This window comes from Pandoraea sp. PE-S2T-3, from assembly GCF_002179965.1.
In the GTDB taxonomy this organism is placed as follows: Bacteria; Pseudomonadota; Gammaproteobacteria; order Burkholderiales; family Burkholderiaceae; genus Pandoraea.
Map to the genome: position 1 here is coordinate 201,778 of NZ_NGUQ01000007.1, position 17,354 is coordinate 219,131.

18 protein-coding genes are annotated in these 17,354 nt (G+C 64.9%); 4 read left to right on the plus strand and 14 right to left on the minus strand.

Annotated elements, in window-relative coordinates; translation table 11 throughout:
• Positions 1–150: 150 nt before the first annotated feature.
• The 13 genes from CDV46_RS03000 to CDV46_RS03060 form a co-directional block, all read right to left on the minus strand.
• On the minus strand, positions 151–621 hold the full coding sequence (locus CDV46_RS03000) for a nuclear transport factor 2 family protein (protein WP_087721757.1): 471 nt from the start codon (positions 619–621) through the stop codon (positions 151–153).
• A complete protein-coding gene (locus tag CDV46_RS03005; RefSeq protein ID WP_087721758.1) occupies positions 618–1,394 on the minus strand; it encodes an alpha/beta fold hydrolase in 777 nt (258 codons plus the stop codon). The genes CDV46_RS03000 and CDV46_RS03005 overlap by 4 nt, the downstream gene beginning before the upstream one ends.
• Positions 1,391–2,539, minus strand: a complete 1,149-nt coding sequence (locus tag CDV46_RS03010) for a 4-oxalomesaconate tautomerase (protein ID WP_087721759.1) — start codon at positions 2,537–2,539, stop codon at positions 1,391–1,393. The genes CDV46_RS03005 and CDV46_RS03010 overlap by 4 nt, the downstream gene beginning before the upstream one ends.
• A gap of 2 nt (positions 2,540–2,541) precedes the next feature.
• On the minus strand, positions 2,542–3,255 hold the full coding sequence (locus CDV46_RS03015; RefSeq protein ID WP_176398991.1) for a 4-carboxy-4-hydroxy-2-oxoadipate aldolase/oxaloacetate decarboxylase: 714 nt from the start codon (positions 3,253–3,255) through the stop codon (positions 2,542–2,544).
• Positions 3,252–4,007: a PIG-L deacetylase family protein gene (locus tag CDV46_RS03020; protein WP_087690313.1), complete on the minus strand. Its 756-nt coding sequence runs from the start codon at positions 4,005–4,007 to the stop codon at positions 3,252–3,254. Before CDV46_RS03020 ends, CDV46_RS03015 begins: the two co-directional genes overlap by 4 nt.
• Positions 4,008–4,057: 50 nt before the next feature.
• The gene (locus CDV46_RS03025; RefSeq protein ID WP_058376844.1) at positions 4,058–4,768 is read right to left on the minus strand and encodes an ABC transporter ATP-binding protein; all 711 of its coding nucleotides are present in this window, start codon (positions 4,766–4,768) and stop codon (positions 4,058–4,060) included.
• Entirely contained in the window at positions 4,761–5,510 is a 750-nt protein-coding gene (locus tag CDV46_RS03030; RefSeq protein WP_087721760.1) for an ABC transporter ATP-binding protein, read from the minus strand. Before CDV46_RS03030 ends, CDV46_RS03025 begins: the two co-directional genes overlap by 8 nt.
• Positions 5,507–6,556, minus strand: coding sequence for a branched-chain amino acid ABC transporter permease (locus CDV46_RS03035; RefSeq protein ID WP_087721761.1), 1,050 nt, complete (start codon positions 6,554–6,556; stop codon positions 5,507–5,509). Before CDV46_RS03035 ends, CDV46_RS03030 begins: the two co-directional genes overlap by 4 nt.
• Positions 6,557–6,569: 13 nt before the next feature.
• Positions 6,570–7,442, minus strand: coding sequence for a branched-chain amino acid ABC transporter permease (locus tag CDV46_RS03040; protein ID WP_058376841.1), 873 nt, complete (start codon positions 7,440–7,442; stop codon positions 6,570–6,572).
• A gap of 109 nt (positions 7,443–7,551) precedes the next feature.
• A complete protein-coding gene (locus CDV46_RS03045) occupies positions 7,552–8,748 on the minus strand; it encodes an ABC transporter substrate-binding protein (protein ID WP_087690319.1) in 1,197 nt (398 codons plus the stop codon).
• Positions 8,749–9,143: 395 nt separating this feature from the next.
• A complete protein-coding gene (locus CDV46_RS03050) occupies positions 9,144–10,484 on the minus strand; it encodes a LysR family transcriptional regulator (RefSeq protein ID WP_087721762.1) in 1,341 nt (446 codons plus the stop codon).
• A 13-nt stretch (positions 10,485–10,497) separates the two neighbouring features.
• Positions 10,498–10,857, minus strand: a complete 360-nt coding sequence (locus CDV46_RS03055) for a protocatechuate 3,4-dioxygenase (RefSeq protein ID WP_087690323.1) — start codon at positions 10,855–10,857, stop codon at positions 10,498–10,500.
• Entirely contained in the window at positions 10,854–11,696 is an 843-nt protein-coding gene (locus CDV46_RS03060; RefSeq protein WP_087690324.1) for a gallate dioxygenase, read from the minus strand. Before CDV46_RS03060 ends, CDV46_RS03055 begins: the two co-directional genes overlap by 4 nt.
• 214 nt (positions 11,697–11,910) lie before the next feature.
• Here CDV46_RS03060 and CDV46_RS03065 point away from each other — a divergent pair, with 214 nt between their 5' ends.
• From CDV46_RS03065 to CDV46_RS03080, 4 genes are all read left to right on the plus strand, one after another.
• Positions 11,911–12,579: a GntR family transcriptional regulator gene (locus CDV46_RS03065; RefSeq protein WP_087690326.1), complete on the plus strand. Its 669-nt coding sequence runs from the start codon at positions 11,911–11,913 to the stop codon at positions 12,577–12,579.
• Between the two features lie 93 nt (positions 12,580–12,672).
• Positions 12,673–13,731, plus strand: coding sequence for an aromatic ring-hydroxylating dioxygenase subunit alpha (locus CDV46_RS03070; protein ID WP_087690328.1), 1,059 nt, complete (start codon positions 12,673–12,675; stop codon positions 13,729–13,731).
• Complete coding sequence (locus tag CDV46_RS03075) at positions 13,728–14,672, plus strand: PDR/VanB family oxidoreductase (RefSeq protein WP_087721763.1); 945 nt, start codon at positions 13,728–13,730, stop codon at positions 14,670–14,672. Before CDV46_RS03070 ends, CDV46_RS03075 begins: the two co-directional genes overlap by 4 nt.
• A 232-nt stretch (positions 14,673–14,904) precedes the next feature.
• Positions 14,905–15,870 (plus strand): hypothetical protein, encoded by a 966-nt coding sequence (locus tag CDV46_RS03080; RefSeq protein ID WP_087721764.1) that lies wholly within the window; start codon positions 14,905–14,907, stop codon positions 15,868–15,870.
• Positions 15,871–15,885: 15 nt separating this feature from the next.
• Here the strand turns inward: CDV46_RS03080 and CDV46_RS03085 are convergent, their stop codons facing one another.
• Positions 15,886–17,271, minus strand: coding sequence for an MFS transporter (locus CDV46_RS03085; protein ID WP_254915911.1), 1,386 nt, complete (start codon positions 17,269–17,271; stop codon positions 15,886–15,888).
• Between the last annotated feature and the right edge of the window lie 83 nt (positions 17,272–17,354).

A 17,354-nucleotide genomic window follows, 5' to 3' on the forward strand; every position in this document is an offset into this window, starting at 1 on the left:
GAATGCACTACTACCCCACGCCAAACGTCGGACTGGTGGCAATGACGCCGGCCCGCCTTTTGACTTCTTTTGCCCTGCTACCTCCAGACTGCAAACTGCCAAATCGTGAATCGCGCGTTACGTGTTACGCGCAACGTGTTGCGTGACCCCTCACGCTTCACGCACGAAGGTGAAGCGCGCCTCGCGTCTCGCGATGCGCCAACCCTGTGCCGTCTTGACGAACGTGTCTTCGAATTCGCCCATCACTTGCCGGCCCTGCGCGGGACGCCCGAACGGCCCCGCCACGTCTTGCGTCGACCCGCTCCACAGCAGCACGGTGCTGCTGCCGATGGCACCAGTGGCCGACGTCACATCGATCAGCACGTTGCCGACGAGGTGCCGCGTGAGCCGTTCGGCAGGACGGTCGGCATACGCCGCCGCGATCGCTGCCTGCCCGACCAATGGGTCGCTGCCCGGACGCACCAGCACGCCTTTCTCCGTGAAGAGCGCGGCGAGTCCTTGCGGATCGCGCCGGTCGTTGCACGCGGCAAAACGCATCACGAGGTCCTGACACGCCTGCTTGGCGAGCATGGCGTCGAGGGTGTTCTGGTCAATCGCGTGTGTCGTGTCTTGAGCGCTCATGCGAGTCGTGCCGTGCTATCGGAATCGGAATCGGAATTGAAATCGGGATCGGCGGGCGCCGTAGCGAGCCATGCGCGCAGCGCGGCGGCAACGGCTTGCGGGCGCTCCATCGGGCTCATGTGGCCGCTCTCTTCGATCACGCACAACGTGGCGTGCGGCATCATCCCGGCCATGATTTCGTGGCGGGCGAGCGGGCTCCACGTGTCTTGCCGGCCGCACAGGACCAGCGTCGGGCAATGAATGCCGGCGAGTTGCGGCGTGGCGTCCGGGCGGCCCAGCAGCGCATGAATCTGTGCGGCGAACTGGTCGGGATGACTGCGCTCGATCATGTCGAGAATCGCGTCGAACAGCGGCGTGCCAATCTGGTCGGGATGCACCATGCCGGTGGCCCACACCAGCCCCATCGCGCGCATGCCCGCTTCACGCGAGCGCGCCAGCAACGCGGCGCGGCCTGCGCGCTCCTTCTCGGCGGCCTCCCCTTCGGGCAGTGCCTGATACCCCGTATCGAGCAGGGCGAGATGCGTGACGCGTGCCGGTGCAAGCCGCACCACTTCCAATGCGATACGCCCGCCCATCGAATGCCCGGCAACGGCGAAGCGCGGCTCAGTCACCGTCGCGAGCACGTGGCGCGCCATGGCCTCGATGGTGTCGAGTGCGCCCCATGCAGGCACGCGGCAGTCGTATTCCGGCAGCAGCGCGGCCGTAGCGGCCCACGCCACCTGATCGCAGAGCAAGCCGGGAAGCATGAGCAACGGGGGACGTTCGGTGCTCATGGCTTCCCTCCCTGCACCCAGACGCTACGCGGTATGCACACCTGACCGTCGAAGAGCCAGCGCGCGGTGCGCAGCAGCCCGGCGCCCGTTACTTCGCTCTCACCGGCGTCATTGCATGCGAGCGTCAGGCGCACGGTGAACTCACCGGTCGGATGTTCAATCGACAACAGCGGCGCAGCGTCATCGGGCACCAATGCCATCTCGTGACAGACGGTGCCCGGCAATGCCGCCGCCGTCGCCACACTCACCGCCGCCAGCACGCCGATCGACGAGTGGCAGCGATGCGGAATGAAACAACGCGTGAGCAGCGCGCCGCCCGCTTGCGGCGGTGCCACGAGACACATTTTCGGCACCGTGCGCGAGCGCACGTCGCCAAGGTTCATGCGCGGGCCGATGGCGAGACGAATCGCTTCGATCTTCTCGCGCAGCGGCTGAAATTCCGCGCCCGTTTCCAACTGTTCGCACGACTCCGCGCCGGTGCAGCCCAGATCTGCCGCGCGCATCAACACGAGCGGCATGCCGTTGTCGATGCAGGTCACGGCCACACCGTCGACGACGTCCTGACGTTGTCCGGTCGGGAACAGCGCGCCACAGGTCGAACCGGCGGTATCGCGGAACATCAGCGGAATCGGGGCGGCCGTACCCGGCACGCCGTCGATGGCCACGTCGCCGTCGTACTTCACGGCGTCGGCGGGCGTCTGCACAGTAGCGAGCGCCACCTGCCCCGTATTGACCATGTGAATGCCGACGCTCGTCACATCGCCCGTCGTCGCCACGAGCCCCCGCTCGATCGCGAACGGCCCGACCCCGGCGAGCAGATTGCCGCAGTTCTGCCCGTAGTCGACGCGGGCTTCGTCCACGACGACTTGGGCAAACAGGTAATCGACGTCGGCATCGTCACGCGTCGCGCGCGAGACAATCGCCACCTTGCTCGTGAGCGGATCCGCGCCGCCCATGCCGTCGATCTGGCGCGCGTCGGGCGACCCCATCGCGGCGAGCAGCACGGCGTCGCGCGTTGCGGCATCGGCGGGCAGATCGTCGGCGAGAAAGTACAGTCCCTTCGACGTGCCGCCGCGAATGACCGCTGCGTCGATGCGCGTCTGCGAGTGCAGGTGCAATGGCTTCACGAGTTCGCCCACGGTCATCGTCACTTGTCTTCAGATGCGTCGAGCTCGTCGAGCGAGTCGACGTAGCGCAGGCCCTTCGCGGCCAGACGTTCGCGCATCTTGTAATAGTCCAGACCCAGCGTGCCGCCCGCGAGCACCTCGCGCTTGTACGCTTCGTCGGCACCGCGCGCCGCAGCGGCTTTCGCGACCGCTTGCGCCGTGGCGTACGGCACGACCGTTACACCGTCGTCGTCGGCCACGATCACGTCGCCCGGATGCACGATCTGATTCGCGCACACCACCGGCACGTTCACCGAGCCGAGCGTTTCCTTGACCGTGCCTTGCGAAGAGATGGCTTTCGACCAGACCGGGAATTTCATTTCCGTCAGCGTGGCGATGTCACGGCAACCGGCGTCGATGACGAGGCCTGCGACGCCGCGTGCTTTCATCGACGTGGCGAGCAGATCGCCGAAGTAACCGTCGTCGCACGGCGAGGTCACGCCGACCACGACGATGTCGCCGGGCTGTGCCTGTTCGACGGCGACGTGCAGCATCCAGTTGTCCGACGGCGGTGCCAGCACGGTCACCGCGCTACCGGCCACGGCGGCACCGGCGTAAATCGGGCGCAAGTAGGTGGCCATCAGGCCGAGACGGCTCTGCGCCTCGTGCACGGTGGCACTGCCAGCGCTGCGCAGAATGTCGAGGGTGGCCGCATCGACGCGGGGAATCTGACGAACGACGACGCCGCGAATCATGACAGTTGCTCCGTAACGACGGGCGTCAGACGCATGAGCCCTTCTGCATATTTGATGTCGCGCGTGGCCGTGATGCCGATGTTGCGCTTGGCCTGCACGCCGCGTTGCAGGGCGACGCGCGTGTAGTAATCCCACAGGTGTTCCTGACCGGCCATGCACTCGATGGCCGCGCGCTTCGTTTCCCACACCGGCGTGATGTCGACAAACGTGTTGGGAATCCATTCGCACTGCTCGGTCTGGTGCGGCTCGAACGCCAGCACCGCCGGGGCGCCAATCACTTTTTCGCCCGGCTTGTGACCTTCGGCCTGCGCGATCACGCGGGCTTCTTGCGTCACGTGCATCGCGAGCGGGTGGTCGAAGTTGTACGGGTCTTTCTCCGAGTGGCTCAGCACGAACGACGGCTGCAACTCGCGATAGATATCCACGAGACGGAACAGCGTCTCGTCGGACACGCGCATCGGGTAGTCGCCGATATCGAGAAACTCGATTTCCGCGCCGAGAATGTCGGCCGCGCGTTGCGCCTCGTCACGGCGTGCCGCCTTGACCTTGGCTTCGGTCATCTCGGCACCCTTGCGCCAGAGCTTGGCCGACTCGCCCCGCTCGCCGAACGAGAGGCAGACGACCTTCATGCGATAGCCCTGCGCCACGTGCGTGGCGATGGTGCCTGCCGCGCGCCAGACGAAGTCTGCCGAGTGGGCGCTGACGACGAGGCCGGAGAGCGCCGTCGTATTTGTGTTCTGTGATGTCGTCATGATGTTCCGTCAATACGTGATGCGTAATGCGTCGTGCCATCCACAGGCGATCAAACGCTTTCCAGCCCAACGAGCGCACCGAGCAATTCCGGCGACGCTGCGAGTTCACTGCTGCGCCCTGCCCAGACCTCGCGGCCCCGGTCGAGCACGAGCGCGCGGTCGGTCAACTCCAGCCCCAGTTCGGCGTGTTGCTCCACCAGCACGACGCCCATGCCACCGTCGGCACGCAGCTTCCAGAACGCGTCGACGAGTTGGTCGACGATCACCGGCGCGAGCCCTTCGAAGGGTTCGTCGAACAGCACCACGCGGGGGTTGCCGATCAGCGCACGGCCGATGGCGAGCATCTGCTGCTCGCCGCCCGAGAGTTGGTTGCCCAGATTGCGGCGTCGCTCGGCCAGCCGCGGAAACAGGTCGTACACGCGCTCCAACGTCCACGCCTCCCCCATGGCCGAGACTTGCAGGTTCTCTTCGACGGAGAGCGACTTGAAGATCTCGCGCTCCTGCGGCACCAATGCGAGACCGGCGCGCGCCCGCTTGTAGGCAGGCCAATGCGAGATGTCGTTTTCGAGATAGCGGATCACGCCGCCGTGGCGCGTGGTCAACCCGAGCAGGCTGAGCAACAACGTGCTCTTGCCCACACCGTTGCGGCCCAGAATGGCGATGGCTTCGCCAGCGGCCAGACGCAGGCTCAGGTCTTCGAGCACGATGGTCTCGCCATAGCCCGCGCTCAGACCGCCGGCTTCGAGCAGGATGTCAGTCATGGCGACGCCCCAGATAAATGTCGCGCACACGCGGGTCGCGGCGCACTTCTTCTTTTTCGCCTTCCATCAGCACGGCGCCTTCCACCAACACGGTGATACGGCGCGCAAAACGGAAGACCAGATCCATGTCGTGTTCGATGACCATCACCGCCACGTCTTCAGGCAAACGTTCGAGCAGGTCGAACAACTTGCGGCCCTGCCCCGACGGCACACCTGCGACAGGTTCGTCGAGCAGCAGCACCTTCGGGTCGAGTGCCAGCCCCAGCGCAATCTCCACCTGACGACGCTGGCCGTAGGCGAGCTCGTCGATGCGGCGGCCCGCGAGATCGAGCATGCCGAGCGCACGCAGACGCTCCGCCGCTTCTTCCACGACTTCGGGACGATTCGCCAGCGGCTTGCCGATACGGCCGTCGAGCCCACGGCGCGAAGTGAGCGCAAGGCCGACGTTCTCGGCCACGGTCAGCGTGTTGAACAACGTGTTCAGTTGGAACGTGCGCGCCAGCCCGAGCTTCACGCGCTTGTGCGAGGGCATCGACGTGACGTCGGTGCCACCCACGCGCACCACGCCCGAGTTGGGCTTGAGCACGCCGGTAAGCAGGTTCATCAACGTGCTCTTGCCGGCACCGTTCGGGCCGATCAGCGCGTGACGTGCCCCGGCTTGCAGCGAGAGCGTCACATTGCGGGTCACGTCGAGCTGACCGAAGCGCTTCGACAGCCCTTGAATTTCGAGTGCGGCGCTCACAGCGTCACCTCCTTGTCTGCGCTCGCTTTGGCGGGCGCATGACGGCGGCGCGCACGCAACGCGAAGCGATCCACCACACCGATGAGGCCGTCCGGCGCGAAGCGCACCACCACGATCAGCAGCACGCCCAACGCGGCCAGCCAGTTGGTCGGATCGATGGCGGCAATACGGTCGGACAGCACCATGAACACCACGGCGCCGAGTACCGCGCCGTAGAGGCGTCCGGTGCCGCCCAGCGCCAGCATCACCAGCACGTTGGCCGACAGCGTGAACGACAGCGTGTCGAGCGCCACGATGTTGTTGACCTGCGCGGAGAGCGCACCGGCCACACCGGCCACCGCAGCGGCGATCGTGTACAGCATCAGGCGGCGAAAGCCCACACGAACGCCCAGCAGCGACATGCGCATGGCGTTCTCGCGAATGCCCTGCACCGTCAGGCCGAACGGCGAGTTGACGAGGAACTGCGTGAACAGAAAGACCACCACCAGCACCACCAGCGCATAGACGTACGCCGTGTGGCCGTAGATATCGAACTCGAACAGGCCGAGCACCGGGGCAATGGTGTAGCCGGTCAGACCGTCGTCGCCCATCGTGATCGACTTGGCGATGTTGCCCGCCTCATACAGCAGCGTGGCGCACGCGAGCGTGAGCATGATCTGTGTGAGGCCGCTCACGCGCAGCACCACGATGCCCGTAATCAACCCGACCACCGCCGCGACGAGCGCACCTGCGACCAGACCCAGCAGCGGGTTCGGCGAGACATGCAGCGCGAACAGACCGGCGGCATAGGCCCCGCTGCCGAAAAACGCCGCATGACCGAGCGTTTCGATACCGCAGTAGCCCTGCACGAGATCGAGCGAGAGCGCGAAGATGATCATGATCACCACGCTCGTGGCGAGCGCGAGATACAGATCGGCAAAGAAGTACGTCGCCACGGCTGCGACGAGCAGCACGGCATCGAGCACGCCAAGCCGCTTGCGGCGCAGCGCCGGGGCCACCTGCGCCACACCGGCCGCCGGCAGTTGGGAGGGATTCGTGTTTTGCATCGTCACCCTCCGCTCAGGCGCGACCGACCAACCCTTGCGGGCGGATCAGCAGAATGGCCAGCACGGCCAGATAGATCATGAAAGCGCCGAGCGCAGGCACGTAGTAGCGCCCCAGCGTATCGATGAGACCGAGCAACAGACCGGCGTACAGCGAGCCACGCAGGCTGCCCAGACCACCGGCGGCCACCACGATCAGCACGAGCACCAGATACTTCAGCCCGTAGTACGGCTCCAGCGGCAGAATCTGGCTGGACAACGCCCCACCGAGACCCGACAGGCCGCAACCGATGGCAAACGTGATCGAGAACACCAGCGGCACGTCGATGCCGACGCAGCGCGCCATGCGCGGGTTGTCGACCGCCGCGCGAAGCTTGGCGCCGAACGGCGTGCGCTCCAGCCCCCACCAGATGCCGAGTGCCACGACGGCACTGCACACCAGCGCGAAAATGCGATAGATAGACACCGAGAAACCGCCCAGATCCCACGTGCCGCGCAGCCCCTGCGGCACCGGAATGGTTTGCAGCTCCGTGCCGGCGAGATGCTTGGCGATGGCGCAGATGATGAACGCGAGCCCGATCGTCATGAGCAATTGCCCGAGACCATTGGCCGTGTAGACCCAGCGATACAGCGTGCGCTCCAGCACGGCGCCGAGCACCATCGTGCCGGCCACGCCGACGAGCAGCGCGACGAAGAAATCGAGCCCGGCGTGCTGCATGGCCCACAGGGTGAAATAACCGCCGATCATGGCGAAGGCGGAATGCGCGAGGTTGACAACGCGCATCACGCCGAGCGTGACCGTGAGACCTACGGAGATGAGAAACAGCAGCATCCCGTAAGCCACACCGTCGATCGACAACGACAGGAAAGTGGCAAGCGATTGCGTCATGAGGAAGTACCGGGGGCGGGGGGAGCGAGCGCGTGGGCGCTCGCTGTTACATCAGTCACATCAATCACATCGATGACGTTGACCGCATCGATCGCATCGAATGCGTGGATTACTTGGCCGCCACTTGCGGGTGGCTCAGATGCCACGGCTCGACCACCGACTTGAACGTCTCGATGGGCTTGTTGCCAAGCTTGCCGTCGATGGTCTCTACGCGACGGATGTACACGTTCTGGATGATTTCGCGCGTCTTCGGGTCGATCGACACCGGCCCGCGTGCGCTCGTCCAGGCGTAGCCCTTCACGGCGGCGATGGCCTTGTCGGCGTCCTTCTTGCCCTTGGTGGCCTTGATCATCTGGGCGATCAGCGTCATCGAGTCGTACGCCGACACCGAGGCAATCGACGGCAGCGCGCCCGAACCGTACTTGGCCTTGTAGGCCTTCACGAACGTCGTGTTTTCCGGTGACGTCAGGTACGGCGAGTAGTGCAGTGCGGTGATCGTGCCCAGTGCGCTGTCGCCGATGGCCGGCAGGTCCGACTCCATCGTCTCAGTCGTCGCGAAGAGCTGAATACCGGCCTTGTCGAGCTCGCGCTCCTTGAAGGCTTTCACGAAGCCGGCCGACATCGGGCCCACCGGCATGAACATGAAGACGGCTTCGGGCTTGGCATCGCGCACGCGTTGCAGGTAGCTCGAGAAGTCCGTCGTGCCCAGCGGCACCTTCACTTCGACGCTGATCTTGCCGCCGGCTTTCTTGAAGGTTTCCGAATAGGCGTCGATCGCGTCGTAGCCCGTGGCGAAGTCGGCCACCACGATGGCGGCGTTCTTGATGCCCTTGCTCGCGGCGTATTCGACCAGCGGCACGCTCACGGTCCATTGCGTAAAGCCGGTGCGCACGAAGTACGGCGACTTGAGCGTCACACTCGACGTGCCCGAGTTGCCGATCACGAGCGGCGTCTTGGTCTGGTTGGCCACGTCGGCCATCGCCAGCACGTTCGGCGTGAACGAGCCGCCGAACAGGTACTGCACCTGATCGCGCACCACGAGTTCCTGGGCGAGCTGACGCGTGCGTTGCGGATTCACGCCGCCTTCGTCGCGCTCCAGAATCACGAGCGTGTCGTCACCGACCTTGTTCTTGTTCTGCTCCATCCACAGGTTGATACCGCGACGGTACTCGGTGCCCCACCATGAGGCGGAACCGGAGAACAGGCCCAGCACGCCGATCTTGATGTCGTCGGCGCGTGCGGCCATGGAGGTGAACTGGCAAACGCTCGCAAGTGCCACAGCGAGCCACAAGTGGCGCTTCATCATGGTGTCGTCTCCTCGTCGGCGTCGCGCGCCGCTCCGTTTTTTGTTGAGGTCCGCGCCGGGGAGGCGGGCCTTTTCGATGATGTCCGGAACAGCTTAGGCAGCCGAAAAGGTGACGTCGAATGAAACTCCCGAGTCCAGCGTTGCGTTTTTCGTATATCCCCGAGATTTCCCCTACGTTATGGAACGATTTCGACGCACGCAATTTCGCGCTGCGGGACACGCGCAGCACCACCCGTGGAACGCCCGCCGTACAAGGCTGTGCGGGGAGGCGTCGTCACGGTGCTGAAACGGGAGAGTGCACTCGCGCGAGCGCGTCGCGCGACATGCAAGTCATGGCGATTCCGGCGAATTTCGCCGCGCTCGCGGAGGGAGTCGTGCGGGGGTGCCGCACGGGGTCAGTTCGGGTGCTGCACCGTCGGGGCGAGTGCCCGAAGTTCGTCGAGTAATTGCTCTGCGGCAGGCGACAACAGACCGTCGCGGCGCGTCGCGAGACCGATGGAGCGACGCGCATGCTGAAGCGTGACCGGCACCACCGCGAGTTCGCCCGTACGCAACTCGGACGTAATCTGCACTGGCGAGAGCAACGCCAGCCGGTCGCTCGACAGCAGCAACCCGCGCACCACCGGCGAACTGCTCGCATGCACTTGCGTCTGCGGCAGCGCGAGTCCTTCTGCGCGAAAAACGCGTTCGAACACGCCGCGCGCAGGGGTGCACGGCAGCGGGCTCACCCAGCCGTACTGCGCCAGTTCCGCGAGCGTCGGCTCACGCCCCATCGTCAGACACGGGTGATCGGCCCGCGCGACCACCGACAGGTGATCTTCGAACAACGCCTCCTGCCGGATGTCGGCCGGCACGTCGTTCGCCCGCAACGCGCCGACGATCATGTCGACGTCGGCCTGTCGCAGTTGGCGCACCAGCGCCTCGTACGTGCCATCGACGACGGTCACCGTGAGATACGGCGACTTGTGCAGCAGGCTGTCGATGGCCTTCGGCAACAGAAAGCCGCTCGACAGCGGCAGCGCGGCGACGATCACCGTGCCCTGCTGACGCCCGCCGAATGGCGCGAGTTCGTCTTCCGCAATCGCCAGCTCCGCGAGTGCGCGCTTGACCGGGCCGAGCAATGCCTGTGCCTCGTCGGTCAGTCGCGTGCCGCGCGGCGTGCGCCGGAACAGCTTGATGCCGATGAGGTCTTCAAGCTGATCGAGATTGCGTTGAATGGTCGGCTGCGAACATTGCAGACGGGTCGCCGCCAGCGGGCCGCTCCCCAGTTCTGCCACTGCGATGAAGCTCGTGAGTTGCTGGGGCGCCACCACCGCCGCAAAGCGGCTCGCCGCACGCGCCCCGCCGTCGGCTTGTGACGCCGTGGCGGCAAAGGCCTCGCGATAGCCGTTGGCCAATTCCGCCAGCGCACGCGTCGCCCGTACGCCGAGACGCTGACCCGCTGCGTTCGGAATCAGGCCGCGCCCGCTGCGATGAAACAACGGGAAGCCCAGCTCCGCTTCGATATCGGAGATCGAGCGCGCCACCGCCGACTGCGACAGATGCAACATGCGCGCCGCCCGCGCGACGGAGTCGCATTCGAGGACGGCGACCATCGCGCGCAAACCACGCAACTTGCGGCATAGCAGCGAGGCGTCGTTGTTCTGCGGCGCGCGGCTCCAGGTGCCGCGCTCGTGACAGGCAAGGCTCGACGTCGGGGGGGCGTTGGTGAGACTGATGACGGTGTCGATCGACATGCAAGGGGCTCGCTCAGCGCATCGTCGGCACGCGCCGCGTTGCCATGAAGTCGTCGAGCGACTCGCCACGCATGATCGCGTACACCTCCAGATTCGTCTTGCGCACCACGCGCGCAAACTTCTCCAGTACGAAGAAGTTCACGCCGTGGCGCACGAGGCCGAGCCAGTCCTGCGCTTGCACCAGCGCCTGTTCCTCGGCCGACAGGCCGGCTGCGGTCATCGCGGCGGCCGGATCGTTCAGAAACGTTTCGCGGTTCTCGGCGCGGATCATGTGCCAGAAAAAGCGATTCAGGTGCAGCGTGCGGTTGCTCACGCGCAAATCGAACGCGTAAGTGCCGGTGATCGATTCGATGCCTTCGAGCTGCGGATTCATGCGGCTTCCTCCTCGTAGAGCGCGACGGTCATCGCCGTGGTGGTCGCCAGGTAGTAGTTCAGATGCAGACGCTTGATGTTCGGGCCGAGGGCACCGCGCATCGACAGCCACATGATCTGTTCGACACTCTCGGCACCGCCGCGACGCACGTAGTCCACGTGCTTGAGTTCGGCCAGCGTCTCGGGTTCGTGCTCAAGCAATTCGAGGAATTCGCGATCCCATGCTTCGTCGTTGTAGCCAGTGCGCTCGCCGTGAATCTGGTGCGAGAGGCCGCCCGTGCCCACGACCACGACGCGCAGGTCTTCCGGATACGACTCGATCGCGCGGCGCACCGCTTGCCCCAGCCGGTAGCAGCGGCGGCCGGTCGGCAGCGGGTACTGCAACACGTTGATGGCAATCGGCACGACCGTGCCCGGCCAGTCCGGCTTGTGCGGCCAGAGCAGCGGCAGCGGCGAAGCGCAACCGTGATCGATCGGCTTGTCCTGAAACACGGTGAGGTCGAACTCGTCGTTCACGAGCGACTCGGCAATGTGCGCCTGCAACGCCACGTCGCCACGAATCGGCGGCAGCGGGCGCAGCCCCGCGCCTTCGTCGGCAATCGGGAACGACTCGCCCACGCCCAGCGCGAACGTCGGATACATGTCGAAGAAGAACGTCGTGGCGTGATCGTTGTAGAAAAACACGAGCACGTCGGCCTGCTTCTCGGCCAGCCATTTCGCCACGGGCTCATAGCCCTGAAACAGCGGCGCCCACGCGGGATCCTGCTGCTTGCCCTTGTCGTACGCCACGCCGATGGTCGGCACGTGCGACGTGCCAATCCCCCCAATGATCTTTGCCACGATATGTCTCCGTCTCTTTTGTCTTGTGATGCCGGATGGCGTCATGGCATGCATGACACCACCCGCATTTATGCAGGGCCGAGTCTATACGGGATCCCATATTTGCATAAAGCAGGGTATCTACTGATGCGATTTGGATTTACGGGATCCCATAATGAAAAAAGGCCGGAGTATTCGTGACCGGCAATGCCCTCCAGCGACCCAAAGGAAACGCATGCTGCACCCCACGCCGACCACCGTTCAATTGCGCGAGATGATTCTCAAGGGCGAGCTCGCCCCGGGCGAACGTCTGGCCGAAGCCAAGCTCGCCGAGCAGCTTGGGGTCTCGCGCATGCCCATCCGGCAGGCGCTGCCGGTGCTCGCAGAGGAAGGGTTGGTCGTACGCGCCGGACAACGCGGTTACGCGGTGCGTGCCCACACCCGGGACGAGAGCGTGGAAGCGTTGCATCTGCGCGGCGCGCTCGAAGGGTATGCCGCCCGCTTGCTCGCGGAAAAGGGCGCGAGCGCCGAGTTGCTCAAGCAACTGCGCGACCTGCTCGCCGAAGGCGATGCGTTGCTGGCCGATCACACCATGACGCCGGAAGTGCAGATCGGCTACGCGTCGCTCAACGCGCGCTTTCACGATCTGCTCGTGACGGGGGCCCGGAATCCGCTGCTCGAAGGCTTTATCGCGCGCTGCAATCTGGTGCCGTTCGTCGCGCCCCGCACGGTCGCGTTCGGGCACGAAGATCGCCGTCAGTACGCGGACATCATCGCGTACGCCCATCGCCAGCATCACGCCATCGTCGAGGCGATTGCCGCGCGTCAGCCCGACCGTGCCGAATTCATGTGCCGCGAGCACATCGTCACGCAAGAACACAGCATGGGGGCGCAGTTGCTCTGAGGGTTTCGACCCCGCGCGCCCGCCGACCTTTTCCTCATTCCCTATCGAAACAAGAGCGCGCCGTCCCCAGACGCGCCAAGGAGACAAACGATCATGTTCCTCAAAAACACTTGGTATGTGGCCTGCACGCCGGACGAATTTGCCGAGAAGCCGCTGGGCCGCAAGGTCTGCAACGAGCCGATGGTGTTCTTCCGCGACGGCGACGGTAAGGTGGCCGCGCTGGAAGACTTCTGCCCGCATCGTGGCGCGGCGTTGTCGCTGGGCTTCGTCAAGGACGGCCAGTTGGTGTGCGGCTATCACGGCCTGACGGTCGACGGCGGTGGCAAGTGCACCAAGATGGTCGGCCAGCGGGTCGGCGGTTTTCCGAAGACGCGTGCGTTCCCGTGCGTGGAGCGCTATGGCTTCGTGTGGGTGTGGCCGGGCGATGCCGCGCTCGCCAACGCGGACGAAATTCCGCATCTGGAATGGGCCGTGAGCGACCAGTGGGCCTATGGCGGCGGCCTGTATCACATCAAGTGCGATTACCGCCTGATGATCGACAACCTGATGGATCTCACGCACGAAACGTACGTGCATGCGAGCAGCATCGGGCAGGAAGAAATCGAAGAAGCGCCGCCGAAGACGGTTACGGAAGGTGACAGCGTGGTGACGGCGCGTCACATGGAGAGCATCAAGGCGCCGCCGTTCTGGGCGAGCGCGCTGCGTGCGAACGGTCTGGACGATCAGGTGCCGTGCGATCGCTGGCAGATCTGCCGCTTCACGCCGCCGAGCCACGTGATGATCGAAGTGGGTGTCGCGCATGCAGGCCATGGCGGTTACAACGCTCCTGCCGACAAGAAGGCCGGCAGCATCGTGGTGGACTTCATCACGCCCGAGACCGACGAGTCGATCTGGTACTTCTGGGGCATGGCACGCAACTTCAAGCCGGAAGACGCCGAGCTGACCGCGGCGATCAAGCGCGGCCAAGGCGGTATCTTCGCTGAAGACCAGGACGTGCTCGAAGCGCAGCAGCGCAACCTGTCGGCGTATCCGGAGAAGAAGATTCTCAAGCTCAACATCGACGCCGGTGGCGTCCAATCGCGCAAGGTGCTCGATCGACTGATCGATGCCGAGCGCGCAGGTGCAACGCAAGACACGGAGCACGCGGCATGAAAGTCAGGCTGGCGAACAAGCAGGACGTCGCAACCGATATCTGCGCCTTCGATCTGGTGAGTCTCGACGGCAGCCCGCTGCCGGGCTTCACCGCCGGCGCGCACATCGACGTGCATCTGCCGGGCGGACTCGTGCGGCAATACTCGCTGTGCAATGCGCCCGGGGACACCGAGCGTTATCGCCTCGGCGTGTTGCGCGACCCGGCGTCGCGCGGTGGCTCGACCGGCATGCACGCGCTGTCGGCCGGTGTCGAACTGGAGATCAGCGAGCCGCGCAATCACTTCCCGCTGGTGGACACGGCGAAGCACAGCATTCTGCTCGCCGGGGGCATCGGCGTGACGCCGATTCTGGCGATGGCAGAGACATTGGCTGCGGCAGGGGCCTCGTTCGAAGTGCACTACTGCACGCGTGAGCCCGCCCGTACGGCGTTCGGCGAACGCTTCGCGCAGACGGATCTCGCAGGGAACACGCGCGTCTATCACGACAGCGAGGGGGCTCGCGCCGACCTCGACGCGATTCTTGCGCAACCGTCGGGCGGCAAGCATCTGTACGTGTGTGGACCAGCCGGTTTCATCGATGCCGTGCTCTCGCGTGCGGAAGCCGCGCAATGGCCCGAGGGCAATGTGCATCGCGAGTACTTTGCAGCACCGGCAGCGACCGACGGCGCGAGCGCCACAGCGTTTCAGGTCAAGCTGCATTCGACGGGTCGCGTGATCGATGTGAAGGCGGACGAGACCATCGTGGCGGCACTCGCGGCACAAGGTGTTGAGATCCAGATGTCGTGCGAGCAAGGGGTTTGCGGCACGTGTCTCACGCGCGTGATCGACGGCACCCCCGATCATCGCGACGTCTATCTGACCGATGAAGAGCGCGCCGCCAACGATCAGATGCTGCCCTGCTGCTCGCGCAGCAAATCGACAATGCTCGTGCTGGATCTGTAGCACGATCCGATTCACCGAATGGTGACGTGAACGCCCTGCTTCGCTTTGCGAGCAGGGCGTTTTGTTTGCCGTGCGGCCGGTCGCTTTCCCAACGCCACACGCACGAACCGAAAACCCTCCTGAGCGAGACACTTCTACGATGGCTTGCGCTTGTCACCGCGTTCGCAACGCATGCGGTGCCTGAGCTGCGCACGCCCTTGTGTCTCACCATCTCCGAGAGGTTATTCCCATCATGTTCGCGCTATCCCACAACGCCTCCTTCAACGCCTCGGCCGGTCTCGCCGCCGGGCCTTTGCCCGCGCTTGTACAACTGCCGGTGCTTGCCCCGCCCGACGTCGACCGCTTGGGCAACGACTCACTCGTGGCTGTGCAGCGAGTTCGCCGCGATGACGAAGGCGTGCGGCGACTGGACGGCCGCCCGGCCGAACACGGCAGATCCGGCGCGTTCACGCCGGTCCTGACCAAGCTCGTGCCGCTCTCGCCACCGGTGCATCACGAGCCCCCCGTCTCCACGCGCAAAGGCGACGACCTGATCGACGGGTGCGCCGGGAAATGGCGAACGGCAAGCGTGCCCGACTGTGTTCACGACATCCGCAGAGCCGTGCACGACGTCGCGTTCAAGACCCTTTATACGATCCTGCCCGCCGTGAACGGCTGCCCGTCAAAGTCAGCCATGCCGTGCTTCGAGTTGGGTCAGTTGCTGGAGAAAAAGATGGCCCATCTGGGCTACGGCCAGTTGTTCGATCTGGGTCATTTCTGCCACGAAACAGGGTTGATATCGCTGATGACAAGCGACCCGGCGCTCATGATCGGCTCGCTCGACGCCCTGCAATTCGATCAGTCATTTCAACTCGGAAGTGCGATTCCGGCGCCCTACCCCTCGCTGGCGCTACACCGCAACAACTTGATGGACGCCCGGCTGTACAAAGTCGCCAAGGAACTGAACCGGCTGGCCGATCTGGGCACCACGCCGCCGGTCAACGCCATCTCGGATTTCCATCTCGTCTCGATGGGTCTGCTCGACGCACCGCCGGCCGAGAGCGACAAGTCGGAGACGGCGTTTCGAGAGCACATCTTGCGCCGTATCCGGACCGAGAACTTTCAGTTGCGTGAATACGGCCGTCGCGACCCGCTGCCCATATCCCAGCACCTTGCGCGCTGTGCGAATCGCGACACTCGGATCAGCTACCTGAGCTGAGCGCCTGCCACACCCTCACAGCGTGCGGTTCCTGGTTTCCCGCACGAGGAACGTCGAGACCAAGGCCATGGCGGCCAGCACGAGGAAGTACACGATCACCGGCCAGATCTGGCCGTGGCTCCACGCCAGCAGGCTCGCCGCGATCATCGGGGCGAGCCCTCCACCCAGCACCGTACCGATCTGCTTGCCCAGCGACACGCCCGAGAAGCGCACACGGGTATCGAACAACTCCGAGAAGAAACTGCCTTCCGGGCCGAACATCATCGGGTGGATCACCCCGGCGCCGATCACGATCGCCATCACGACCAGTGCCGTCTCCTTGCTGCCCATCATCAGGAAGAACGGGTAGATGAAGATTGCCGTCGCCGCCAGCCCCATCAGGAACATCGGGCGTCGCCCCAGCTTGTCGGAGAGCATGCCGAATGCCGGAATCGTGAGCATCGCCAGAATGTTCGCGTAGAGCACGCCGTCAGCCATCATGCCGCGCGGCAAGCCAAGCGTCTTGGTGCCATACGACAGCGAGAAAATCGCCACGAGATAGAAGAAGCTCGTCTCGGCCAGACAGATGAAGAACGTGACGAGCGTCGGGCGCCAGTAGTGCGTGAGCACTTCGACGACGGGCACCTTGGCGATCTCGCGACGCTTTTCCACCGCCTTGAAGGTCGGCGATTCTTCGACCTTCAGACGCACGTAGGTGCCCAGTGCGACGAGCAGCAGGCTCACGAGGAACGGGATACGCCAGCCCCAACTGAGCAGATCGTCTTCAGGCAGCCGCGTGATCAGAACGATCGCGAGCGACGCGCCCACGATCGACGTCGGCCCCGCCGCCTGAATCAGTCCGCCGAACAGGCCGCGCAGATGTGCCGGCGCCCCCTCGACCGTCATCAGCAAACCGCCGACCGATTCGCCGCCCAGCGCGAAACCCTGCACGAACCGCAGCGTCACGAGCATGATCGGCGCCCACATGCCGATCATGTCGTAGGTCGGCAGCAGGCCGATGAGCGTGGTCGCCACGCCCATGAGAATCAGCGTGAAGAGCAGGATCGATTTGCGTCCGATGCGATCGCCGAAGTGTCCGAACACGATGCCGCCGATAGGCCGCGCGACAAAGCCGACGGCAAACGTGGCGAACACCGCGATCATCCCCGCCATCGGATCGAGCTGCGGGAAGAACAACCGGTCGAAGACGATGGGTGCGAGAAACCCGTAGACGAAAAAGTCGTACCACTCGATGGCCGTGCCGAAGCAGCTTGCTGCCACGACCCGGCCATAGCCCGCCGCTGCGCCTTTCGGGGCGCTTGATGTTGCACTGGGCGCGGCACCTGGCGCAGCGTCATTGCGCGGCGACTCCGCCATCGGGTTGCCGCCGCCCGCCGGGGCGGTCTCATAAGGTTGTGACACGGTTGTCTCCTCCGGCCGTCTGTTCCGGTCTCCCGGCTGCGGCGGTATGGTGGTCTTGCATTACGAAACTGACTGGAACTGAA

Coding starts and splice junctions, on each gene's coding strand:
- CDV46_RS03005 (WP_087721758.1), bottom strand. CDS start 1,394: ATGAGCACCGAACGTCCCCCGTTGCTCATGCTTCCCGGCTTGCTCTGC.
- CDV46_RS03055 (WP_087690323.1), bottom strand. CDS start 10,857: ATGAATCCGCAGCTCGAAGGCATCGAATCGATCACCGGCACTTACGCG.
- CDV46_RS03025 (WP_058376844.1), bottom strand. CDS start 4,768: ATGACTGACATCCTGCTCGAAGCCGGCGGTCTGAGCGCGGGCTATGGC.
- CDV46_RS03065 (WP_087690326.1), top strand. CDS start 11,911: ATGCTGCACCCCACGCCGACCACCGTTCAATTGCGCGAGATGATTCTC.
- CDV46_RS03080 (WP_087721764.1), top strand. CDS start 14,905: ATGTTCGCGCTATCCCACAACGCCTCCTTCAACGCCTCGGCCGGTCTC.
- CDV46_RS03035 (WP_087721761.1), bottom strand. CDS start 6,556: ATGCAAAACACGAATCCCTCCCAACTGCCGGCGGCCGGTGTGGCGCAG.
- CDV46_RS03045 (WP_087690319.1), bottom strand. CDS start 8,748: ATGATGAAGCGCCACTTGTGGCTCGCTGTGGCACTTGCGAGCGTTTGC.
- CDV46_RS03050 (WP_087721762.1), bottom strand. CDS start 10,484: ATGTCGATCGACACCGTCATCAGTCTCACCAACGCCCCCCCGACGTCG.
- CDV46_RS03075 (WP_087721763.1), top strand. CDS start 13,728: ATGAAAGTCAGGCTGGCGAACAAGCAGGACGTCGCAACCGATATCTGC.
- CDV46_RS03010 (WP_087721759.1), bottom strand. CDS start 2,539: ATGACCGTGGGCGAACTCGTGAAGCCATTGCACCTGCACTCGCAGACG.
- CDV46_RS03040 (WP_058376841.1), bottom strand. CDS start 7,442: ATGACGCAATCGCTTGCCACTTTCCTGTCGTTGTCGATCGACGGTGTG.
- CDV46_RS03020 (WP_087690313.1), bottom strand. CDS start 4,007: ATGACGACATCACAGAACACAAATACGACGGCGCTCTCCGGCCTCGTC.
- CDV46_RS03015 (WP_176398991.1), bottom strand. CDS start 3,255: ATGATTCGCGGCGTCGTCGTTCGTCAGATTCCCCGCGTCGATGCGGCC.
- CDV46_RS03000 (WP_087721757.1), bottom strand. CDS start 621: ATGAGCGCTCAAGACACGACACACGCGATTGACCAGAACACCCTCGAC.
- CDV46_RS03070 (WP_087690328.1), top strand. CDS start 12,673: ATGTTCCTCAAAAACACTTGGTATGTGGCCTGCACGCCGGACGAATTT.